Consider the following 21,958-nt stretch of genomic DNA (forward strand, 5'->3'; position numbering starts at 1 on the left):
TGGGAAGCGCGATCAGTGGGAGGCTAGGCAGCAGATGGATCAGGTTGCTTGGGGTCGCGTCTCTTCCAGCGGTAGGCGGCGACGGAATTCTTCCACAAGACTTTTTCTGCGGCCACGCGCCCTTTGCCGAAAAGATATTTGCGAACCAGAGTGAGTTCTTGCGGATACTCTTCAATGTGGTCGCTGTTGGGCCAGTCGCTGCCGTAAATCAGGCGGTTTTCGCCGAAGATGTCCCACAAGCGGTCGAGCGTGGGTTTGTAGACATTGAGGTCAAGGCGCAGGCGGCCGTCAAGACGCTGCAGAACCTCCGAAACTTTCACGTATACCTGCGGCCGTTTGCCAAGCTCCAGCAGATTTGCCTCGAGTTCTTTTTTTGCCCTGGGTTCGGTGGGCTCCTTCATTTGCGGCAAGTGGTCGATCACAATGCGCAGGTTGGGAACCAGGTCCGTCAGCCGGACAACTGCCGCGATCAGCTCCGGATCGGGATTCGCCGTGTCCATTTCCAGTCTGGCGTCGGCAAGCTCCTTAAGACCGCGAACGAAATCCGGATTCCCAAGCTGCCTGCTTATGTTGCGGCCCCAAAGATTTCCACAGCGAATTCCGAGGAACAGCGGGTTGCGGTGAAAGCGTTCGAGCTGCTTCGGAAAATCGGCCCTCTCCGGCTCCAGGTCGCCGACCATTCCCACCATCACCGGAGCATTGGCGGCGGTGTCCAGCACCCACTGGTTGTCTTCCAGCCTCGGGCTGCATTCCACTTCAATGGCGCCCACAATGCTCTGCCCTTCGGTTACTTTCAAGTAGCGTTCCGGCAGTGCGGGTTTATAGAGCTTCGTGTCGTCCTTCGGCGGCCAGGGTATTCCTTTCGGGCGCCACGGATCGAACAGATGGATGTGGGTATCGATGATGGGAATGCTTGTGGTTTTGGTGCTCATGTCGATGTCCACAGCGGCCGCGGTCGCCGCGATGCCGAGGAAGGTTCTGCGATTCACGCCGGTATTCTAACGCAAACCACGTCTTCCGGCCGCACGAATCACGGGGTGACAAAGACTTCGAGGGCGTGGGACGGGAATCGAACGGGGGGCTTTAATTTAAGAGGCAGCTTCATAATTGCGGCTGCGCCCCCTGCGGGACTTTCTATGTCCCGCAAGAGGCGTGAAGCCGCAGAGGGTTAGAAGTAGAACTTCAGAGCGAACTGGATGTTGCGCTCGCCCTGTGAGCTGCGGATCTGACCGAACTGAGAGCTGGTCACGCTGCGATTGGGCGCGTTGAACACCGGAGTGTTCGTGAAGTTGAGGAACTCACTCCGGAACTGGAGGTATTTGGACTCTGTAAAGTGGAAGTTCTTCATGACTCCAAGGTCCCAGCCCGTCAATCCAGGCCCTCGCACCGTCCCATTAGAGCAGGTGCCGAAAGCTCCGACTGGCGCCTGCGCGAAGGACCCAATGCTGAACCATGAGGTGTTCGGCCCTACCCCGTGTGGATAAGTGGCTGGAGCTATGCAGCTTGCCTTGGCGCCGCGGCTCTTCGTCCCGGAGTTGTCAGGACCAGTGATGGTGATCGGATAGCCCGTGTGAGCGCTGACGATCCCGGAAATCTCCCAGCCGCCCAGCACGCCGTTGGTCACGGAGTTCCAGTTGCTTCCGAAGCTCTTGCCGTGGCCGAATGGCAACTGATAGACGTAAGAGGTGGTGAACAGGTGTGTGGTGTCGAAGTAGGAAGGACCCCATTCCGCCGCCATATTATACAGATTCTGCCAGTACGCAGAATTGGACGCCGCCTGCCCGCTGTCACCGTAGTAGCCAATGGAATTGGTCATGGTTTTGGAGTACGTGTAGGACACCTGAAGTTGCAGCCCATGCGTCATGCGCTTTGTCACGCTGGCTTGCAAAGCGTCGTAACGCTGGTTACCGTTTGATTCCGTTCCGGAGATCTGCCCGATCGAGTTGTAGAGGAACGGGTTGCCGGACAGATACGGGCTGCCGCATGTTAGCACGGTAGACCCCGAGAAGAAGGTGGCATTCGCTGATGTGCAACCAGCTTCACCCACCAGGCGTCGCTGAAAGAACGGCCTGGGAACCATCAAGTGCGTTCCATGCTGCCCAACATACGCCAACGACACCAGCGTTTGCGCGGGGAGCTGGTGCTCGACGCTGAGGTTCCATTGCTGGGTGGCATCCGGCCGTACGTTCGGATCCCAAAGCCGGATGTTGGTATTGACGAATGGATTGGCAGGAGCCGCCAGCACTGACAGACCCTGGCTCGAGGTCGAGCCGGGGAAGAAGAGGGCGCTGCCCGTGGTGTAATCGTTCTCGAATTCCGAGTTGAACGGAGGATTCAGAGGAAGGCGCAGGTTGGTGCCGGTTCCTTCCAGGAAAGAGGAGATGGTGTAAGCGCCGCGGACCACCGTGTTCTTGCTGAAGGCCGGCGTCCAGGCAAAGCCGATTCGAGGCTCCCAATCGTTCCAGTAATTGTTATAGAGGGCTCTGCAATTGCTGTAGGGGCAGTTGCCCTGGCCGGCAAAGTATTCGGTTCCGGTGATGGGCCCGAAGTTCGCCTGGCGATCATGGACCTCGGTAAAAGGCTGGGTGTATTGCCATCGCAGGCCGAGGTTGAGGGTCAGACCGTCCCTGATGCGCCAGTTGTCTTGAAAGTAGGGAGCATACATCCAGCTACGATGTCCCCAGGTTCCAGCACTGATTCCGAGTCCGACTGAGGGTGTGCCGCCGGGCAATCCCAGGAGGAAATCCGCTTCAGAGAAGCCCTTGGCAGATGCCGGAGCACCCGGACCCGAACTCGTATACTGACCGCTGTAAGCGAGCAACCCGAATTTACCGTTGTTGCCGGCGTAGAACGTGTTGATGATATACCGCAACGCCTGAAAACCGGCGTGCATTTCGTGATGACCCTTGGTCAAAATGAAATCGACCGTCGGTTCAAGCGTCGTGTCGGCGAACAACTGTTCGCTGTCAGAAGCGCCAAGATTGGTCGCGAAGCCATTGGTGAAGTTTAGCGCCAGGAGGCCTGGGCCATGAACGTTGGCGTCTCCGATACCGATCTGAGTGCCGAAATTTCCCAGAGCCGCGGTGGTAGCGCCGTTATTCAGATAGATGCGATTTATTCCCATTCTTGCATCCATCACCATGGTCGGGCTGAACGTGTGGGTCCAGTCGAGCACCGCGCCGTGGTAAGGAGAATTGTTAAAGCCCTGGGAGAGCAGCGGAAAAGAGTTCGTGCTGGGAATTGTCTGGAACCCCTGCGAATAACGGCCCCAGATGTGGTTGCTCTCATTGACCATGTAATCGACTTTGACGTCGCCCTGGTCATTCTTGGTTTGGCTACTGCTCGTATTGAGAGCGTTGTCTTGGAGCGGAAATGGAAACGCCGAACCCGAGGGATTCTGGATCGTCGGGCCGGGATATTTCCCGGAGTTAAAGAGATTTTGCGATACCGGATCGAGCATGCTGGTAGGAATGACGTTATCCGGAAGTCCGGTGTTAGCCGTGGTAAAGGGCAAGCGAGGACTCGCCCCCGGGTTCGCAGGCGCCGTGCACGGTCCGGAGAAGGACGCGCAGGGATTGTAAAGCTGAATCCCCTTCTCGGATAACAACTGCGAGAAGTCACCATTGCGTTCGGCGGGGGTCAGGACGGTGATGACTCCCGTCACGGGCGGGTTGTCCAGCCGCTCTCCCTCGTAATCCGCAAAGAAGAACAGCTTGTCCTTAATGATCGGACCGCCAATCGTGCCGCCATAAGTGTTCCAGCGCAGGCCAGGCTTCCCAAGACCCTGCCAGTTGCGCGCCCAGTTGTTGGCGTTGAGCTTGTCATTGCGCAGGAATTCAAACACGTCACCGTGGAACTGGTTGGTGCCCGACTTGATGGTGGTGCTGATCACGCCGCCCTGGAATTGGCCGTACTGGGCTGGGGCGTTGTTTGTGATCAGATTGAACTCCTGGATGGCATCCGGACTCGGTTGATAGGACGTGAGATTATCGGACGTCTGGTTGTTGTCGATCCCGTCCAGCAGAAAGTTATTGGCCTCCTTGCGGTTCCCGTTAACATAGGGCCGGCCGCCTCCGCCGGTCCGCTGGCCGTTTACAAATGAGCTTGGGTTTACGTTGGTCACGCCAGGCGCCAGCAAGGTCAACTGGATAAAGTTCCGCGTGGCGAGCGGCAGGTTGACATTGAAGTTCGAGTTGGTGACAAAGCCTCTCTGCATGGTGTCCGTCTGGAGCAGAGGCGGGGCGCCCGTCACCTCTACGGTTTGTGTCACCTGACCAACTTGTAGTTCGAGGTCTACGCGGGCCACTTGGTTCATTTGTAGCTCAAACGCCGATTTCGTAACGGTCGCGAAACCTGAGGCTGACGCCTTAACGGTGTAGCTTCCAGCGGGAAGTCTTGGAAAGTTGTAAACGCCCGCTGAATTCGTTGTGGTTTGCCATGTTGTGCCGCGCACCGTGTCAGTGGCAACAATAGCGGCAACGGGCACAGCAGCATGGGAGGGGTCTGTTACTGTGCCCGTAATGCCGCCTGTAACTTCCTGGGCAAGAAGAGGCATTCCGCCGCACAAGGTCAATACTCCAACTGCAATAATTGCAACCAGGAGCCGTGTGACAGTACGGAATAAACGGCCCCGCAGTACACGCAGTCCTGCCATATCAGTCCTCCAATTTGCAGGTGATGCCCTAGACCCTTTTTTGACAATGCCCTTTCAGGCAAAGACTTCATGGAGGGACGAGGTAGCTATCGAGATCATCTTGAAGAATGCAGGTGGCGGGTTACTACTGCAAGCATGCGGTCGCGATGGTAACTTTTATTGAACGCGCAACCGCCCCGCGGGTTCGCACTAAGTTACCTCAGCTTCCTTTGTAACTCTCTGTCAAGGAAGTGTCAATAGAATTTTCGTAAAAAACCTCCTAAGCATACGCATGATGTTCGTCAAATAATCGGTACTACAGGTACCAAGCTTTGGTAAACGGGCGCCACTTGCCAGGTAGTCCCCACGCGGGCGGCACTAGCGGGCAGGCTTACGGATCTGTCAGTCTCAATGAATAAGTTGCGGTCAAAGCTCTAAATGCTTGAAACCTTGGCTGTTCCAGGCGCATATGGCTTTAGCCCCAATTTTGGCATCAGGGAGATGTTCATTGAGAGCTTGCTACAGGGAGCGCCTTGGGTGTAAAAATGTCCCTTAATTTGTGCAGTAAACCGAGTGCCCGCTATCTGAGCGCGTCGGCAAATTCTGGATTTTGCGATGCGATGTTCCGGTGTTTCCTAGCCCGATTTTCGCCATCTAGCGGCGGTCACGCGGACAAAAAAGCTCGTCTCCGGCTGGTTGTTCAGTCGGGCCTGGATCAAATTCGTTACCTGAGACGAAGAACAGGACCGTATGTCATCTAAAACGTACTTTTCTCGAATCAACGAAATCATCAAACAGATCGAACAAACCCAGCAGGGAGCGATCGAAAAGGCCGCGGCGGCCATGGCCAAGTCCATCAGTTCGGGCGGGCTGGTCTATCTTTTTGGGAGCGGCCATTCGGTGATTCCCGTTCTCGACATTTTTCCGCGCTATGGCAGCTTTGTGGGTTTCTGTCCGATTTACGATCCGCGGCTGATGTGGTTCAACGTCGTCGGGCCGGGAGGCGCGCGCGAATTGCTGTGGCTGGAACGCGAGGAGGGTTACGTCAGGAACGTTCTGGCGAGCTACGCGCTTGAGTCACGCGATTCCATCGTGGTCTTTTCGCATGGCGGATTGAACGCCGCTCCTGTGGAGGTGGCGCTTGAAGCCAAAAGCCGGGGCCTCACGGTTGTGACCGTTTCTTCTGATCAGAACTACCGCCAGGCGGCCGCTACGCATTCCACCGGCAAGAAGCTGTCAGACTTTGCGGACGTCGCCATCGACAACTGCGTGCCGCCGGAAGACGCTCTGGTGGATATGGAGGGAATCAAGGAGAAGTTTGCGGCAGGCTCAACCGTCGCCGGCGTAACCATCGCCATGGCTCTGGTGGCTGAAGTCGGCTCGCTGCTGGTGAAGAGCGGACACAAGCCTGCCACTTTTGTATCGCCCAATGTGGGACTTGAACCCGGCCACAACCAGAATGTTTTCGTGGAATTTGCGCGGCGCATTTCCCAGCGAGTTCCATAACAGCGCGCAAACATGCGCGCAGTCTCGCAATGGAGCCGGACTGCCGCTTCGAACCAGCAAGGGTAGGGGTTCATAATGAAGGTCGCGAAGATAAAGCTCGGCTGGCGCGGAATTCTCGCCGCAGCGTCGGTCCTCGTCCTCACCTGGGCAATGGCGGGCCAGGGCGCGCCGCAAACCGCCCCTGCCTCGCTGCCGTTCTTTCCGGTAGCCGTTTGGTACGGAGGCGGCAAAGCGCGCGCTCCCATGCTGGAGCCGGTGGACGCCTCGAGCGCTGACCGCTGGGGCAGGGACCTTGACCAGATCAAGGCGGTTGGCTTCAACACGGTCAAGTGCTGGGTGGATTGGGCCACTGCCGAGCCCAAGCCCGGTCAGTTTGATCTCCAAAACCTCAACCTGCTGTTACGGCTCGCGCAGGAACGCGGCCTGCGGGTGATCGTTCAGATTTATACCGATTCCGCGCCCGACTGGGTGGGCCAGCGCTTTCCTGATTCCCGTTTCGTGGACCGTTCGGGGGCCGTAATCAATTCCCAGACCGCGCCCGGCTTCTGCATCGATGATGAGGCTGTCCGCAATGAGGTCGTGAAATTCATTGAGACGCTTTCGCAGGATGCCAATCATTACAACGCGCTTTACGGCTGGGATGTGTGGAGCGAACCGCACCTGGTGAACTGGGCGGGATTCGATTATCTCAAGGACCCTGAGTTCTGCTACTGCCGCTACACGCAGGCGCGGTTCCGCCAGTGGCTGCAGGCGAAGTATCAGACCCTCGCGGCGCTCAATAAAGCCTGGTACCGCGGATTCACAAGCTGGGATGACGTTGCGCCGCCGCGCTTCTCAACCATTCTCTCCTTCACCGATTATCTCGACTGGCGAGACTTCATCACCGCCAAGCTGGCCGCCGATCTCAAGGCCCGCGTCGATGCCGTCCGCAGCGCCGACCACATACACGCCATCACCAGCCATGCCGCCGTGCCGGGCCTCTTCACCGATCCGCGCGACGGTTACGGCGAGCCGGATGACTTTCTGATGGCGGGCAGCGCTGACTTCTTCGGTACTTCGCTCTATCCCAAGCATGCCGAATCGCGCAGCCCCTGGACTTATGAACACCTGGCCGCTGGTCTCGACTTCTCGCGCTCGGCCGGGCACAGCATGGGCAAGGGTTTTTGGATCGGCGAACTCCAGGCGGGCCAGGGCGTCACCGGGATGCGCATCGCCGAGCCCGTCACGGGCCATGATGAAGCGTACTGGATGTGGCAGGTGGTCGCTCACGGCGCACCCGAAATCGCCGTCTATGCCTGGTATCCGATGAATGCGGGCTACGAGTCGAACGGCTATGGCCTGATCAATCTGGACGGCACGCTCACGCCGCGCGCGCATGCCGCCGGTGAAACGGCGAGTGCCATCGCGCAAAACGGCGCGTCCCTCGACCAGGCCCAGCCGGCCCCGGCTGAGGTGGCCATCCTTTACAACAGGCTCTCTTACATGGTGGGCGGAACGGAGCCGTCGCTTTCTACCCTCGGGAATGCGGAGCGGGATTCGCTCGAAGGCCTGCACCGCGCCTTTCTCGAAAAGCAGATTCCAGTCGATTTCGTGAGCACTCAGGACGTGATCGACGGCAGGGTGAAAGCCTACAAGATTCTGTTTCTCCCCTACGCGGTGATGATCTCCCAGCAGGTCGCCGAGGGTGTGAAGCATTACATCGAGCAGGGCGGGACGGCGGTGGCCGGGGCGCGCCTGGCCTGGAACAACGCACGCGGGTTTGCCAGCGACGTCATTCCCGGCTTCGATCTTGCGCAGGTGTTCGGCGCGCGCGAAAAAGTTATTCGACCGGTCGAAGCCGCCCGCTTGCTGATGGAATCTTCACCCAGCCTTCCGGGCATGAAGGCCGGTGAATCGGTGCGCGGCGACAGCTTCGAAGAGGAGCTTGAGCCGCTGGCTGGAGCGCAGGTTCTGGCGCGCTTCGCAAACGGCCAGCCTGCCATGATTGAAAAGGAATACGGCAAAGGAAAAGCCATCCTGGCCGGAACCTTTCTCGCGCTTTCCTACGAGCGCGAACACGATCCATCCACCGGGCGGCTGTTGCGCTCACTCGCCCAGGCCGCCGGCGTCAGCCCGGAAGTGAAAGTTTCGGGTGAGGGCACGAACGAAATCGAAGTCCGCCGGCTGGTGAGCGCGTCGGAGCAGTTGATCTTCGTTTTCAATCACGACCAGAAGCCTGCTCAGGCTTCCATTTCGATCCACGTTCCATGGAGCGTCCACGAAGCGCGAGACGTTGTGACCGGCCGCCCGGTGGCATTTAAAGCCGCGAATGGCGGTGTGGTGCTCGATAAGAATCTGAGCAGTGGCGAAATCTGGGTGGTGAAGCTGAGCGGGGCGGGATAGCAGCGGGCCTCGCGCAAAGGTGCCAAGACGCAAAGATTGCAAAAGCGCGCTGCGACAAAATGAAGCCCCGCTTTGCGCCGCTGCGCCTGGGCGCGAAAGGCTCTCCCCGGCAGTTGTCGATATGACAGCGTATAAAAGGAAACTGCGGCAGCCCAACGCTGTTTGGGCAGTGGATATTGGCGGAACAAAGATCGCCGCTGCGCGCGTCAGCCGAAAAGGCGAACTGTCGGACTATGCCGAAATCCCGACGCCTCCAGCCGGCGGGCGCAAAGTAGTGGAAGCTGTAGTGGAATTGCTGGAGCACATGCCGGCCAAAGGCATCGGAGCCATTGGAGTTGATGTTCCTGGCCTGGCATGGCCGGACGGCCGCGTGTGGGCCCCGAACATTCCCGGCTGGAAGCGCATGCCGCTGGGTCCGATCCTCAAAAAGCGCTTCGGGCTGCCCACGCTGGTGGAAAGCGACCGCAACGCTTTTGTGATGGGTGAAGCCTGGCATGGCGCGGCGCGCAACTGCCGTGACGTGGTTTTCCTGGCCGTAGGCACCGGCATCGGCGCCGGCATCCTTACCGGCGGGCGGCTGCTGCGCGGGCATGGAGAACTGGCCGGGTCGGTGGGCTGGATGGCGCTGCGCAACCAGTACCAGCCCATCTATGAATCAATCGGCTGCTTTGAAGCCCATGCCAGCGGCACGGGGATCGGCCTCGCAGCGAGCAAAGAACTCGGCCGCAAACTCTCAGCCCGTGAACTCACGCTGATGGCGCGGCGTGGCAACCGGAAGGCAAAGCGAGTGCTGGAACGCGCCGGACACGACCTGGGACTTGGCCTCGCGAACCTCGTCGATGTGCTCAATCCGGAAGTCATCGTAATCGGCGGCGGGGTGGCTGCGGCAGGAAACCTGATTCTCGATGTGGCGCGGAAAACAATGAAACAGTGGGGACAGCCGCTCGCCGTAAGGCAAGTTCGCGTGGTGCGCAGCCGCCTGGGTGCGCGTGCGAGCCTGCTGGGTGCGGCCAGGCTGGCGTTTGATTTTTGTGATCGCTGATCGCGCCGTGCCGGGCTGAAGCCCGGCGCTACATTGTTGATTGCGGCCGGCTGGCGGAGCGTACGACAAAATCCTGAAAGGCTAATCTCACGCAAAGGCGCTAAGACGCAAAGCCCCATAACACAATGGCCAATGACATCGAGATTCGCCGCTTTGCCCTGGTGCTGACCGCCAATGCGTGCATGTTCGTGTTTGGCGTGGTGCTGCTGCTGATGGGCTCGCTGCTGCCGTCGCTGGAAGTCAATTACGTTCAGGCGGGCAGCCTGGGGTCGTTTCCCCTGGCGGGTATTCTGGCCGCCACCATTCTGGTAGGGCCGGTGCTCGACACCGTGGGAGCCAAGCCCGTGCTGGCCGCGGCACTGGCGATGGTGGCGGGGGCCGTGGCGCTGATGCCGTCGCTCCACACCTACGCGGCGCTGGCAGTCGCGGCGCTGGTCTACGGGTTCGGCGGAGGCGTGCTGAATACGGCCACCAATGCCCTGGTGGCGGACCTCAGCGCGTCGGGGCGGGGAGCGGCGTTGAACCTGCTGGGATTCTCATTCAGCCTGGGCGCGCTGGCGGCCCCGCTGCTGATGTCCACCGTGGGCGGAAGGTCTGGAGCGGCTTCGGTGCTGTACATCCTGGCCATCGTCACCGGGCTCATCCTGGTCCCGGTGCTGGCGTTTCGCTTCCCCAAGCCCAGCTTTGCCGGAACGCGCCTGGCGGAACTGCTGCGCGTGTTGAATCATCCCATGGTGTGGCTTTTTGGCGCGCTGCTGTTTTTTGAGTCAGGCAGTGAGAACAGCATGTTCGTCTGGGCGGGGAAGCTTGTGGCAGGCACGTTCCACGCGGGGCCCGAACGCGCCAACTGGGCGCTGGTGGGATTGAGCGCAGCGATCGGAGCCGGGCGGCTGGGCGCGGCGTTCCTGCTGCGGGTGCTGGGCAACCGGCGGACCATACTGCTCTCCACCGCTATCGCCGTGACCGGCGCGATGGTGGTCTATAACAGCCGAGCGTTCACGGTCGCGGTGCTGGGCATGGCCGTTATCGGACTTGGCCTCGCACCCATTTATCCCACGGCGCTGGGCGTTGCGGGTGACCGCTTCCCGCGCCAGACGGGCACCGTGTTTGGCGCCATCATGGCGGTTTCGCTGGTGGGCGGAACGGCCGGGCCAAGCATCTGCGGAAGCCTGGCGTCAACCGGGTTGCGGAACATTCTGTGGGTCCCCATGATTGCAGCCGTGGCCGTGGCAACATTCACCATTCTGGCCACGCGCGAGTCGCGGGAGATGGTTTCCAAAGGTTGATCGCCCCTGGCAAGCTGCTGAAAGATATCGTCGCGTCATGCTGAGAGAAGCGAAGCATCCCCGTATTTGGCTGGAGATAAATGCAGAGATCCTTCGCTGCGCTCAGGATGACAGGCGGAAAGACCCGGGAATAAATCTCGCCGCCACTGGTATTTTACAAATGAGTGGCTGCGAAAATAGCGGCGGACGCATCTCAGGTTTAGGGAGGAAATCGTGAAATCTGGTCCTGTTAAGAATGAACCTGGCATGCGAGCCGGCCGCAGGGCCTTTCTTGGATGGTCCGCAACTGCCCTGGCAGGCTTTGCCGTGGCGCGAAGGTTGGAACCGAGCGCGGCGTCCGGGAAGCCCACAAAGACCGGGAAAACGAAGATGGTTCGAATCGTAGAGTTTGACAGCAACGGTTTGCGTCGGGGCGTGGTGGAGGTTCCGACGGTAGTAAAAAGCGACGCCGATTGGCGTGAACAGCTTACGCCCACTGAATTCGAGGTCGCGCGCAAGGCGGGGACCGAGAGGGCATTTTCGGGCGCTTACTGGAACCTCCACCAGAAGGGTTTATATCGGTGCATCTGCTGTGACACGGCGCTTTTCAGTTCCAGCACCAAGTTTGAGTCCGGCACCGGCTGGCCCAGCTTCTGGGAGCCGATCGCCAAAGAAAACGTTCGGGAAATTGCGGACTACAGCATTGGCATGAGCCGGACGGCGGTTTCCTGCCGGCGGTGCGACGCGCACCTGGGCCACGTGTTTGACGACGGTCCAAAACCCACCGGACTGCGCTACTGCATGAATTCAGCGTCACTGCGCTTTGTAAAGCTGGCGTAGTCCGCCCTTTTTGCGGGGGAGCGGGCACGAAAGCGGATTCCTCTCCCGCTCTGCGGGATCGGAATGACAAGGTACTGGAATTTTTGACATCCTAATCAGTTGCAACACGGAGATGATTGAAATGAAGAACTCATGTGCCAATCCGTTCCAGAAAGCGGTTCTAATACTGTTGCCTTTGGCTGTGCTGGCAGGGGCGGGCTGCTCGACCAGCGCCAACGGTCAGGTTCCGGCCTATGCAGGACCGGCCAATGTCTCCGCAGTGCAGGGCAAGGAGACGGCCGTTCTGGCGGGAGGCTGCTTCTGGGGCGTCGATGCCGTCTTCAAACACGTGAAGGGCGTTGAGAGTGTCGTTTCCGGCTATTCGGGAGGAGCCGCCGGCACGGCAGAATATGAGACGGTCAGCACAGGATCGACCGGCCACGCCGAGTCCGTAAAGATCACCTATGATCCGTCACAGGTTCGGTTCAGCGAACTGCTCCGAGTCTTCTTTTCAGTGGCTACCGATCCCACACAACTCAATCGCCAGGGGCCGGACGTGGGCTCGCAATACCGCTCGGTGATTTTCTATACCAATGACCAGCAGAAGCAAGTCGCGCAGGCTTACATCCAGCAGCTTGACAAGGCCCGCGTGTTCTCACGGCCCATCGTGACTCAGGTGGTTGCTTTCAGGGCTTTCTATCCTGCGGAGGCCTATCACCAGAACTTTCTTGAGCGCCATCCCAACTATCCGTACATCGTCTTCAACGATCTGCCCAAGCTGCGATCGCTGAAGAAGGAGTTTCCCGACTTCTACAAGAAATAACCGCGCGGCGGCAGCGTGTGGATCAATCTTTCCTGAAAGCCGCTTACTGAGGATTGCATAATGGACTGATGAGTTTCTGTAGCGCCGGCAGCTTACGGCCCTGAAAAGTGCCGCCGGGACGGCGGCGCTACGAAAAAGCGTTGTCACTATATTTGGCAATCCTCACTGCGGTCGAGGCAAGCAGCAGCCGGCGGGGCAGAAGTCGGGCCACGGGCCCAAAGTTCCCAGGCTCGGGCGGTCTGACTTTTCTTCGATTCTTTCTACAATCAGTTCACGCACCACTCGCGCAAATCCAGAATTGGCGCCCACGGCCGCGGCGCGGACCATATTCAGACCGAGTTCCTCGCAAAGCTGGCCTGCTTCCGTATCGAGATCATAAAGCACTTCAATATGATCTGAGACAAAACCGACGGGGACGATGACCACGTCTTTCACTTGCCCTTTATCCCCGATTGCTCGCAGGTACTCCAGGATGTCGGGACCAAGCCAGGGCTGCGTGGGCGGGCCGCTGCGGCTCTGGTAAACCAGTGGGTCGCCCGATCTGCCCAATGCGACGGATACCAGTCGCGAGGCTTCATGCAGTTGCTGCTCATACCGGCAATTCTCCGCCATTCCGAGCGGAATGCTGTGCGCCGTGTAAACGATGTGGGCGGCGCTCCTTTTTCCCGCCGGGACTTGCTCAAGAGCATCCAGCACCTGCTCCGCCATGGCGGCAATGTAGTCGGGATGATTGTAGAAGGGCCGAATTTTGTCAATCACCGGAGCGCCCTCGCCCGCGGCGGCACGGGCATTTTCAATATTCTCGAGGTACTGACGGCAGCTCGAATATGAACTGTAGGCCGCCGTGGCAAAGGCGAGCGCACGCCTCACTCCCTCGGCCTTCATTTTGGCCACCGTATCTGTGAGCAATGGATGCCAGTTGCGATTGCCCCAGTAGACGGGAAGATGCGGCCCGTGGGCAGCCAGTTCGGCTTCAAGCGCACTGATCAGTTGCCGGTTCTGCTGGTTGATGGGGCTCCGCCCGCCGAAATGGTAGTAATGCTCTGCGACGGCCAGCATGCGTTCGCGAGGAACGTTTTTGCCGCGCAGCACGTTCTCAAGGAAGGGAATAACATCCTCTTCCTTTTCAGGCCCGCCAAATGAGACCCAGAGGATTGCATTGTACTGCATGGATTTATCTTAGCCGACCGCCGCTCGTTCCACTAGATGCGCGTGGGTGCGTGCCGCCGCGGGGCAAAGCCAGCGTGGCATCCGATGCTTCGACCGGCTGGCGGAGCGGAGGAAAAAATCTGAAAGAGCAGTCTCACGCAAAGGCGCGAAGGCGCAAAGCTCCCTTGTTGTCGCAGGTGACTTGCGCAGCATCATCCCTCTTCCTGCAAGACCTGTAACAAGTTGGAACCATTTTCACGGTTAGCTTGCGATTTCCTCATTGACACTTCTCAACAATAGGTGATAAATACGGCTTAGGTCCTTTTCCGAAAGAACTTGAAGATGTAGGGTAGCAAACGAAACGTCGTTTGTAAGTACTCGGAGGGCCGGGGTTTAGCTAGTCCCGGGTGGTCACGAACCGCTAGAGAAGGTTACCCGTAAGGAGGACGACCATGCGTAACCGTCTGTTAAAAGTGGTTGCCATTGGGATATTTCTGGTTATCGGTTCGGCTGTGAGAGGATTTCCCCAAGTTGACACCGCGACCATCGTCGGAACCGTCACGGACACAAGCGGAGGGGTAGTTCCCGGCGCTGCGATAACGGCGACGGAAGTTAATACCGGGATCACCACAGCAGTGAAGAGCGGCCCTGACGGCAATTACGTGATCACACCGCTCAAGATCGGGACGTATTCGGTGACGGTTGACGCCCAGGGTTTTCAAAAAGTGGTGCGGCAGAACGTTGTGCTCAACGTCCAGGCAGGGGTGCGCGTGGATTTCAGCCTGCAGGTCGGCTCGGTGACGCAGACGGTGGAAGTCAGCGGCGCGCCGCCGTTGGTGCAGACGACGGACGCTTCACTGGGCAGCATTGTCGCCAGCCAGCAGGTGGAACAGTTGCCCCTGAATGGACGCCGGTACACTGATCTTGCGGCCCTGACTTCAGGCGTGGCCAAGGTCATCGAGGGACCCGTCAACGGCGGCAGCTCGCCGACAAACGGGAACACAGGCGGCAGTTTTGCCGTGAACGGGACGCGCGGCGACCAGAACAATTTCGTCCTCGATGGCATCCAGAACAATTCCAACGATAACGGTGACATTTCGTTCCTGAGCAGTCCTGACGCCATCGCGGAATTCAAAATTCAAACCACAAACTACTCGCCGGAATTCGGCCGCAGCGCCGGAGGCGTGGTCAACGCCACAACGAAGTCCGGCACGAACCAGTTCCACGGAGACGTGTTCGAATTCCTGAGAAATGAAGCTCTCGATGCGCGCGGATTCTTTGAACCCGCAGACCAGCCCAAGGCCCCGTACAAACAGAACATGTTCGGTGGAACTCTGGGCGGCCCTATTGTAAAGGACAAGACCTTCTTCTTTGCGGATTACCAGGGCAATCGGATCCACCAGGCGAATACGTACCATTATAAGATCCCAACCCCATCCGAGCGCCTCGGCGATTTCTCCGAAATCCTCGACGTGAGTTCCACAAACGGCACGGATGCGCTAGGGCGCCCGATATACCAGGGCGAAATCTATGACCCATCGACCACCCGCACCGTGAATGGAAGCGTGGTCCGAGACGGTTTTGGGTTTGATCCGACGACCGGCCTGCCTACGGCAACGGCAAACATGATCCCCCAGGCGAGCATGAGCCCATTGGCCCTGAACGTCCTCAGTTTATACCCAAGTCCCACCCAAAGCGGTGTGGAGGGTAACAACTACGTGGTCAATAAACCTGCCACGAACCAGGCGGACCAGTTCGATGTGCGGATCGACCAGAACGTCTCGACACAGACGCAGATTTTCGGAAGGTATTCGTTCGACAAAGAACTACGCGTTGTGCAGCCGCCATTTCCCGGAATTGCCGATGGCGGAAGCTACAACACGGGCACGCGGCCTTTAAAGGCACAGGGGGCCGTGTTTGGCTGGACTCAGACTTTAAGCCCCACAATGGTGAACTCGCTTCGGCTGGGTTTCAACCGGGCGCATTATATTGCCAACCAGCCTGCTTATGGCCAGGTATATCCGCCGGCAGGGTTGGTTGTTCCGGGCCAGCCCGATGATCCCGCGATTAACGGCCTGGCTGTGTTTTCGCCTTCATCGTACCGCCGCGTCGGCGAGCCGACGTTCACACCTACCACGAGCGTGAGCCAGCAGTTCGTACTGAATGACACCTTTAGCTGGATCCACGGAAAACATACCATCAAGACGGGTCCGCAGATCGTCGCTGACCAGTTTAACCTGCTTCAGATTGGCCAGCCCCGCGGCAATATCGGGTTCAATGGCCAATTCACGGCCATTGATCCGGGCAACAAGCAGGGCACGGGTAACTCGGTTGCCGATATGCTCGTCGGCCTTCCGAATTCCGCCAGGATTTCCACTGTCACTTACTTTGGCAACCGCCAGAAAGTCTTCGGTGGATTTGTGCAGGACACTTACAAATTCAGCCAGTCCCTGACGCTCGACCTCGGTTTGCGGTATGATTACATAACTCCCCTCGGAGAAGCACATAACCGAATAGCCAATTTCTGGTACCCGACGGGGCAGATCATTACAGCCGGGACTAAAGGCTATCCCTCGAACCTGGAGGTGACTGACAAGGCCGATTTCGCGCCGCGCGTCGGCATCGCCTACAGCCCGCTCAGTTCCCAAAAGTTGGTTTTGCGTGCCGGATATGGGCGCTTCTTCTCGCCTCAGGAAATCCGGACGGGCGATCCCCTCCAGGTCGGCTACAACCTGCCGTTCTTCTATGAGCCCATATTCACAAGCGACGGGCTGACGCCGTCGATCACGTTGGCTTCCGGATGGCCTTCCCTCAATCCGGCGAATGCCGTGCTGCCGAGTGTCACCAGCCAGGACTGGTACCCTCACAATCCCGTAGTAGACGAATGGAACCTGAATGTGCAGTATGAGCTTCCCGGTCAGGTCCTGGTGACAGGGGCCTACGTTGGCAATAAAGCCACTCACCTCCAAGTCCTTGTTGATCGGAACCAGGTTCCCACTCCCGGGCCTACGTTCGACCAGTCGCTCAGGCCTTATCCACAGTATGGGCCGTTCACTTCCATCGAGAACCACGGAAATTCAACCTATGATGCCTTCCAGCTCACAGTGGAGAAGCGAACCAGCCATGGCCTCTATCTTCTCAGCGCCTTCACGTACGGAAAAGGCATCAACGACCAGCCGGAGATATGCTGCAACTCGCCCTGGCCTCAGAACAGCTATAACCTTAAAGCTGAGAAGGGCCTTTCGGATTTTGACAACCGCGCGCGCTGGGTGACGAGCTTTGACTATGCTCTGCCCGTTGGCCAGGGTCAGAAGTTTCTAAGCCAAAATAGGGGCCTTGACTATGTTTTGGGCGGCTGGCACGTGGGCGGAATCGTCACTTTCCGCTCAGGTTTCCCCTTTTCGCCTCAGACCGACACCGATCCAACTAACACAAGCAGCCAGGGTCTGTTGCGGACTAATCGCATCGGCAACGGTACGCTCTCGAATCCCACTCCCGATCTGTGGTTCAACATCGATGACTTTCCCGTGCCGATCTGTTGTTCCTTCGGCAATGCCGGCAAGAATATACTGGAAGGTCCGGGCGAAAAGAGCGCAGACATTTCGCTGCGGAAATACTTCAGCTTCACTGAGCGATACCGCCTGGAGTTTCGCGCTGAGTTCTACAACGCGTTCAACACCCCGGTGTTCTCGCAGCCCGATCCATTCATCACAGATGGCCCCGGGTCGGCGGGCGTTATTACCGGCACTGTGATACCGCAGCGTCAGATCCAGTTGGCTTTGAAGTTCCATTTCTGAGTCTTCCTGCCCCGGAGCGGGAAGAGCTGCAAGCAGCCAGACGAATTGCGGTGCTATCTAGGCCGCTGCGGGGATCGTGTGTCTAAGGCGCTGCGGCAGGCGAGGCTAGCCAATCTTTATCTGAGATTTGGGAGGATGATGCGGCGACGCGACTTTGTGAAGATGGGCGCACTTCTGGCGGGGGCTGGCAGCGTCGCACCTGGACGCATCCTGGCGGATGTGCCTGACCACTTGTGGCAGGGATACAACTTCGGTCCCGGTCCGCGCGTTCCCAATCGCCTTAATCAGGGGCCCTTCGGCGTAGGGCAGGACCAGGGCTGGTTTACCATCCACGTCACCGAACCCTCGACAAAGCACATTCGAAATTTCGGGACGGGCCTGGTGGGCTATTCCTGGGAGGAAAACGGGCCGGCGTTGGGTGTGAAGTGTGGCAGAGAAAAGCTGGAAGCGGCCGTGGAAAAGATGGCGGCGCTGCCGTTCGTCGATGTTCTCTACATACGTTGTGACTGGCGCGATGTGCAGGACCAGCCAGGCAAACTGGACCTCAATCCGGTTTGGGAAGCCACCCTGGACGCCGCCAAACGCCATAACCTGGGCGTGGGCTTCCGAATCCAGCTCTCCAGCCCAAACATTCAGCCTGCAAAGCTCTCGATGCCGGATTTTCTGAAGGGGAAGGTTCCCATCTTCAACATCGGCCACAAATCAAGGGAACACCGTGTAAGCTTCGACTTCTATGAGCCGCGATACGATTCCCCGGAGTTTCTGAAAGCCTTTACGGAGCTCAATGAGCTTCTCGCCGCGCGGTTTGACGGAAACCCCATGATCGAGTACATGGACCTGATGATGTACGGCTTCTGGGGCGAGGCCCACACCAACGACTTGCCGAATCCGTTTCCCGACTATCTGACGGCCGAGAAAACTTTTGTCCATCTAACGCAGTTGCAGCTTGACGCCTGGAAACGCACGCCTCTGGCTGTCAACATGGAACCCGACATTTCTTCGGTTGGCAACCGCCAGGTGCAGGATATGGCGGTCCGGGCCGGATGCTGGCTGCGCTCCGACAGCCTGATCATGGATGAGCCGATCCAGATCGAGGCGCTCGCGCATCGTCCCCCGTGGGTGGCCACAGTGCTCGAGGACGGCGGAAATCGTCACTACGTTCTTCCTGAATGGGAAGCTGAAGAAAGGGCCTGCATCGAAAAGCTGGGCGGTTCCGCGCGCATGTTCATGGGTGGCGATCGGGAGACGCCTTCTACGGATGATTATCCGCGCGGTTCGGGCGGCCCCATGGACCGGCCTTATCGCGAGGTCGCGGGCTTTCACGCTCTGGATATCGACACAAACTATTTCGGTCTATGGACGGAGGCGGACAACATACGGCGGTACTACGAGAAATATCCGGATTCGTTGCGCGCACTCGAGCAGCGGCTTGGCTACCGCGTTCGGCCCTCGCTCGTCTGGCAGAGGAAGCGCTACGATACGATGGAACTGATTCTCTGCATTGCCAATGACGGCGTGGCGGGCGTGCCCGGAGTGCTGGGGATCTATGCCGAAACCCTCGACGGACGCGTCAAGGTGGGCGGTAACCTTGATGCGGGGCACCCTTACGGCGGACAGATTCGCGAGGCTTCATTCATCCTGCCAAAAGGTATGGATGGACAGCAGGTGGTTCTGCGGGCTGAATTGGAGACCAAAGGGACAACCCGCCCGGTCCGGTGGGCCTGTTACGAACCCACAAATCCCGATGGTTCACTGACCATCCGGCTTAAGAAAGGCAGCGACACGAACTGGCGAAAGGGCGTGTGAGTTGTCCGCTTCGCCTGTTTGAGCAGAAACTTCAGTCACTAATCAGGGAGTGCCAGATGATGCGACGCCGGGAATTTATCGCTTCCATCCCCATTGTTTCCGCAGCGGCTTATGCTCAAGCGATTCCTTCGCAGCGCGTCCGGAAGCTGGCGCCCTCGGTTTACTGCTGGATGGGAGACCGGGCGACACACCAGCAAACCAACGTGGGATGGGTGGTGTTCCGCGATTACGTCCTGGTGATCGATGCAAACTTTCCCTGGGCGGCGCCGAAGATCATCGCTGAGATCAGGAAGACCGCCGATAAGCCGATCCGGTTTGTCTTCAACACTCACTACCATGCCGACCACAGTTACGGCAACATCGTGTTCGTGCGGGCTGGAGCAGCCGTGGTGGCCACGCAGGCATTCGCCCAGGAGTTTGACCGTTATGCTCTGAAGGATGCGCGTGACCAGGTGGAAGCTCCGCCCGCTCCGTACCCGTTCCAGTGGCCGCTTGCCAACGCCAGCGTGCGGTTCCGTGATTCGCTGATTTTTGATGATGGCGAGCAGCGCGTGGAACTGATCCGCAAAGGGCCGGCCCACACCTCAGGTGACGCTGTGGCTTATTTCCCCAAGCAGGGAATACTCTTCGTCGGCGACCTGGCGGTCAACTGGACGCTCGGAAACAACTTTTCTGATCCTGAAGCGAATTATGAAGGATGGCTCCGCGCGCTGGATGAAATGGCTGGATGGAAATTGAAGGTCGTCGTTCCTGCTCACGGTGATCTTGGAACGGCGGAAACGCTTCGAGCGCAGCGCGTTTACTTCAACGCCGTCCTGCGCCAGGTGAGGGCCGGGATTCAGCAGGGAAAACCGGTCGATCAGCTTGTCCGGGAAAACGATCTGGCCCGCTACAAACCCTTTGGCGGAGATGCGAGAGAGAATGCCGACGCCATACGGGACGCCTATCGCTACTACACTTCAAAGCGTTAGCTCGAGTGTGCCTGCCTGGCGCCTGCAAGGTCGTACTGCGAGGTTGGTCGTCACGCCGCGTTGTCTTGCGCCTTCTTGAGAATGTTGATGGCGTTGTCGTGATAGATATTTTTGAGCACGTTGTCCGGCAGCCCGAAGGCGTTCAGCGTCCAGTGATAATTGAAGTTGAAATTGGCGGTATCAACCAGCCCGCGCTCGTAGAAGTGTTCATCCTCGGTTTCCAGGATGCGAAATGTGGTGCTGAAAAACGGCTTGCTGTAGGTCACGTCGGTTCCATAAACGACGCGGTCGGGATACTTCATCAGGAACTGGCGGGTGAACCGAGGAATGGTGGCCGTTTCCGCAAAGCGCGCCGCGATATCGGCGTAGAGATTGGGATGTCGGTCGAACATCTGGCCGAGCCGCGCAAGATCGTAATCGAGGTTGGATAGATGGCAGGCGATGAAAGTAGTTTTGGGATGACGCCCCGCCGTTTTGTCCAGGCTGTCAACAAGCTGATTGTGATCGTACATCCCAGGTTCGACAACGATGCGCCAGCTCCATCCGTTCATGAGCCCATCGTTGGTATGGTCCATCTTCTGGTAGGACCAGATAGGGTCTGAAACATGAATGCTGATCGGCATGCCGAGCTGGCCGGCACGGTCCCACAAGGCATCGAGGCGCGGATCGTCCGCGTGAGGCCCGCTGGGACCGTTGGGACTGGGCGGCATGGGAGGACGCGTGTACGTGGGCCCTCCATTCAGAGGCATACGGGCGAGACGGGAAAATTGGGAGCTCCGGGGACGCCTGCCGGAATATTGCCAGGTGAATCCCCGGCCCTTGTCGTGGATTTCTCCGACGCCGTGCGCGCCGGCGCGACGGCACTCCTCCAAAGACTTCAGCGCCGATTTTTCAAAATCGGGCTTCCCGAAATCGTCCAGGTCGAACATGCACCACATGTCGAATCGGCCGGGGTAGGCGGAATACTGGCGGCTGATCTCGGTGAAGTGGTGGGCATCCCAGGCGCCGGTGAAAACGACCCCTTTTTCCACTCCGACCTCGTCCATGATGCTCACCATCCGGCGGACACTGATGTCTCCGCGCCCATGGCAGTGGGCGTCATAGATGGGGAATTTTGATTTGTTAATGGTCGTTACAGGGATTTTGTAGATGGAATGCGGGATATAGTCATTTAAAAGGATGGTAGGCGGTGAACCCGAAGGCGCTTCCTGCGACGACGGCTCAGGACGCGCCGTGGCGTGCTCCTGCGCTGCGGTGACGGCGGGCGTGATGCCAAGCGCCATGCCGGCCAGCATCAGTTCTCTGCGATTCATACGATGATCCCCCTTATCAGGTGTGTCAGGCGGACGGTTTTGAGATCCACCTTGCCATGAGTGGCACAGGATTTTTGAGCAGCGCGCCGCTCGCGCGGGCATGCTTTTTCTCGGCTGGTGTTAGGCCCTTCGCGCCCAGTCAAGTTCTCAATGCCGCACCGCCGCCGGAGCGAGACAATATAACAGTTTCACCCGGGATGCAATGTCACCAGGGCAGCGCTACTCAGAGGGGACAGCAAACGACCAGCCATTCATGAGACCTGGGACGATTCAGTGTAGGGAACTGATCCGGCTGAAGCACTGGCGGAGAGGCAGGGATTTGAACCCTGGGTACAGGTTTTCGCCCGTACAACGGTTTAGCAAACCGCCGCCTTAAGCCACTCGGCCACCTCTCCGGCGATTGAGCGTTAATTCTAACCCGCGGCGCCCGCCCATGGCTAGTCTAAAACCAC

General features: G+C 58.6%; 13 protein-coding genes and 1 tRNA gene. 9 read left to right on the plus strand and 5 right to left on the minus strand.

Annotated features, from left to right (window positions below; genetic code table 11):
- Positions 1 to 23: 23 nt before the first annotated feature.
- Together VFQ24_17960 and VFQ24_17965 are read right to left on the minus strand one after the other, a co-directional pair.
- Positions 24 to 989 (minus strand): amidohydrolase family protein, encoded by a 966-nt coding sequence (locus VFQ24_17960; GenBank protein HET9180245.1) that lies wholly within the window; start codon positions 987 to 989, stop codon positions 24 to 26.
- 179 nt (positions 990 to 1,168) lie between these two features.
- Positions 1,169 to 4,654, minus strand: a complete 3,486-nt coding sequence (locus tag VFQ24_17965; GenBank protein HET9180246.1) for a carboxypeptidase regulatory-like domain-containing protein — start codon at positions 4,652 to 4,654, stop codon at positions 1,169 to 1,171.
- Positions 4,655 to 5,383: 729 nt separating this feature from the next.
- Here VFQ24_17965 and VFQ24_17970 point away from each other — a divergent pair.
- The 6 genes from VFQ24_17970 (at position 5,384) to msrA (ending at position 12,470) form a co-directional block, all read left to right on the plus strand.
- The gene (locus VFQ24_17970) at positions 5,384 to 6,139 is read left to right on the plus strand and encodes a sugar isomerase domain-containing protein (GenBank protein ID HET9180247.1); all 756 of its coding nucleotides are present in this window, start codon (positions 5,384 to 5,386) and stop codon (positions 6,137 to 6,139) included.
- Positions 6,140 to 6,214: 75 nt separating this feature from the next.
- The gene (locus VFQ24_17975; GenBank protein HET9180248.1) at positions 6,215 to 8,521 is read left to right on the plus strand and encodes a beta-galactosidase; all 2,307 of its coding nucleotides are present in this window, start codon (positions 6,215 to 6,217) and stop codon (positions 8,519 to 8,521) included.
- Between the two features lie 121 nt (positions 8,522 to 8,642).
- Positions 8,643 to 9,563: an ROK family protein gene (locus VFQ24_17980; protein HET9180249.1), complete on the plus strand. Its 921-nt coding sequence runs from the start codon at positions 8,643 to 8,645 to the stop codon at positions 9,561 to 9,563.
- A 125-nt stretch (positions 9,564 to 9,688) separates the two neighbouring features.
- A complete protein-coding gene (locus VFQ24_17985; protein HET9180250.1) occupies positions 9,689 to 10,849 on the plus strand; it encodes an MFS transporter in 1,161 nt (386 codons plus the stop codon).
- Between the two features lie 213 nt (positions 10,850 to 11,062).
- Complete coding sequence (msrB, locus tag VFQ24_17990; GenBank protein HET9180251.1) at positions 11,063 to 11,668, plus strand: peptide-methionine (R)-S-oxide reductase MsrB; 606 nt, start codon at positions 11,063 to 11,065, stop codon at positions 11,666 to 11,668.
- Positions 11,669 to 11,789: 121 nt separating this feature from the next.
- Positions 11,790 to 12,470: a peptide-methionine (S)-S-oxide reductase MsrA gene (gene msrA / locus VFQ24_17995; protein HET9180252.1), complete on the plus strand. Its 681-nt coding sequence runs from the start codon at positions 11,790 to 11,792 to the stop codon at positions 12,468 to 12,470.
- Between the two features lie 162 nt (positions 12,471 to 12,632).
- On the opposite strand, the gene VFQ24_18000 is transcribed toward msrA, so the two are convergent.
- On the minus strand, positions 12,633 to 13,640 hold the full coding sequence (locus tag VFQ24_18000) for a ferrochelatase (protein ID HET9180253.1): 1,008 nt from the start codon (positions 13,638 to 13,640) through the stop codon (positions 12,633 to 12,635).
- A gap of 431 nt (positions 13,641 to 14,071) precedes the next feature.
- On the opposite strand from VFQ24_18000, the gene VFQ24_18005 reads away from it, so the two are divergent.
- The 3 genes from VFQ24_18005 (at position 14,072) to VFQ24_18015 (ending at position 20,193) form a co-directional block, all read left to right on the plus strand.
- On the plus strand, positions 14,072 to 17,416 hold the full coding sequence (locus VFQ24_18005; protein ID HET9180254.1) for a carboxypeptidase regulatory-like domain-containing protein: 3,345 nt from the start codon (positions 14,072 to 14,074) through the stop codon (positions 17,414 to 17,416).
- A gap of 135 nt (positions 17,417 to 17,551) precedes the next feature.
- The gene (locus VFQ24_18010) at positions 17,552 to 19,222 is read left to right on the plus strand and encodes a hypothetical protein (GenBank protein ID HET9180255.1); all 1,671 of its coding nucleotides are present in this window, start codon (positions 17,552 to 17,554) and stop codon (positions 19,220 to 19,222) included.
- Between the two features lie 56 nt (positions 19,223 to 19,278).
- Positions 19,279 to 20,193 carry an MBL fold metallo-hydrolase gene (locus VFQ24_18015; GenBank protein HET9180256.1) on the plus strand — a complete coding sequence of 305 codons (915 nt, stop codon included), beginning with the start codon at positions 19,279 to 19,281 and terminating at the stop codon, positions 20,191 to 20,193.
- Between the two features lie 50 nt (positions 20,194 to 20,243).
- On the opposite strand, the gene VFQ24_18020 is transcribed toward VFQ24_18015, so the two are convergent.
- The gene (locus VFQ24_18020) at positions 20,244 to 21,506 is read right to left on the minus strand and encodes an amidohydrolase family protein (GenBank protein HET9180257.1); all 1,263 of its coding nucleotides are present in this window, start codon (positions 21,504 to 21,506) and stop codon (positions 20,244 to 20,246) included.
- A 301-nt stretch (positions 21,507 to 21,807) separates the two neighbouring features.
- Positions 21,808 to 21,901 (minus strand) — tRNA-Ser (locus VFQ24_18025).
- Between the last annotated feature and the right edge of the window lie 57 nt (positions 21,902 to 21,958).

The organism is Terriglobia bacterium (genome assembly GCA_035712365.1).
Lineage (GTDB): Bacteria > Acidobacteriota > Terriglobia > UBA7540 > UBA7540 > SCRD01.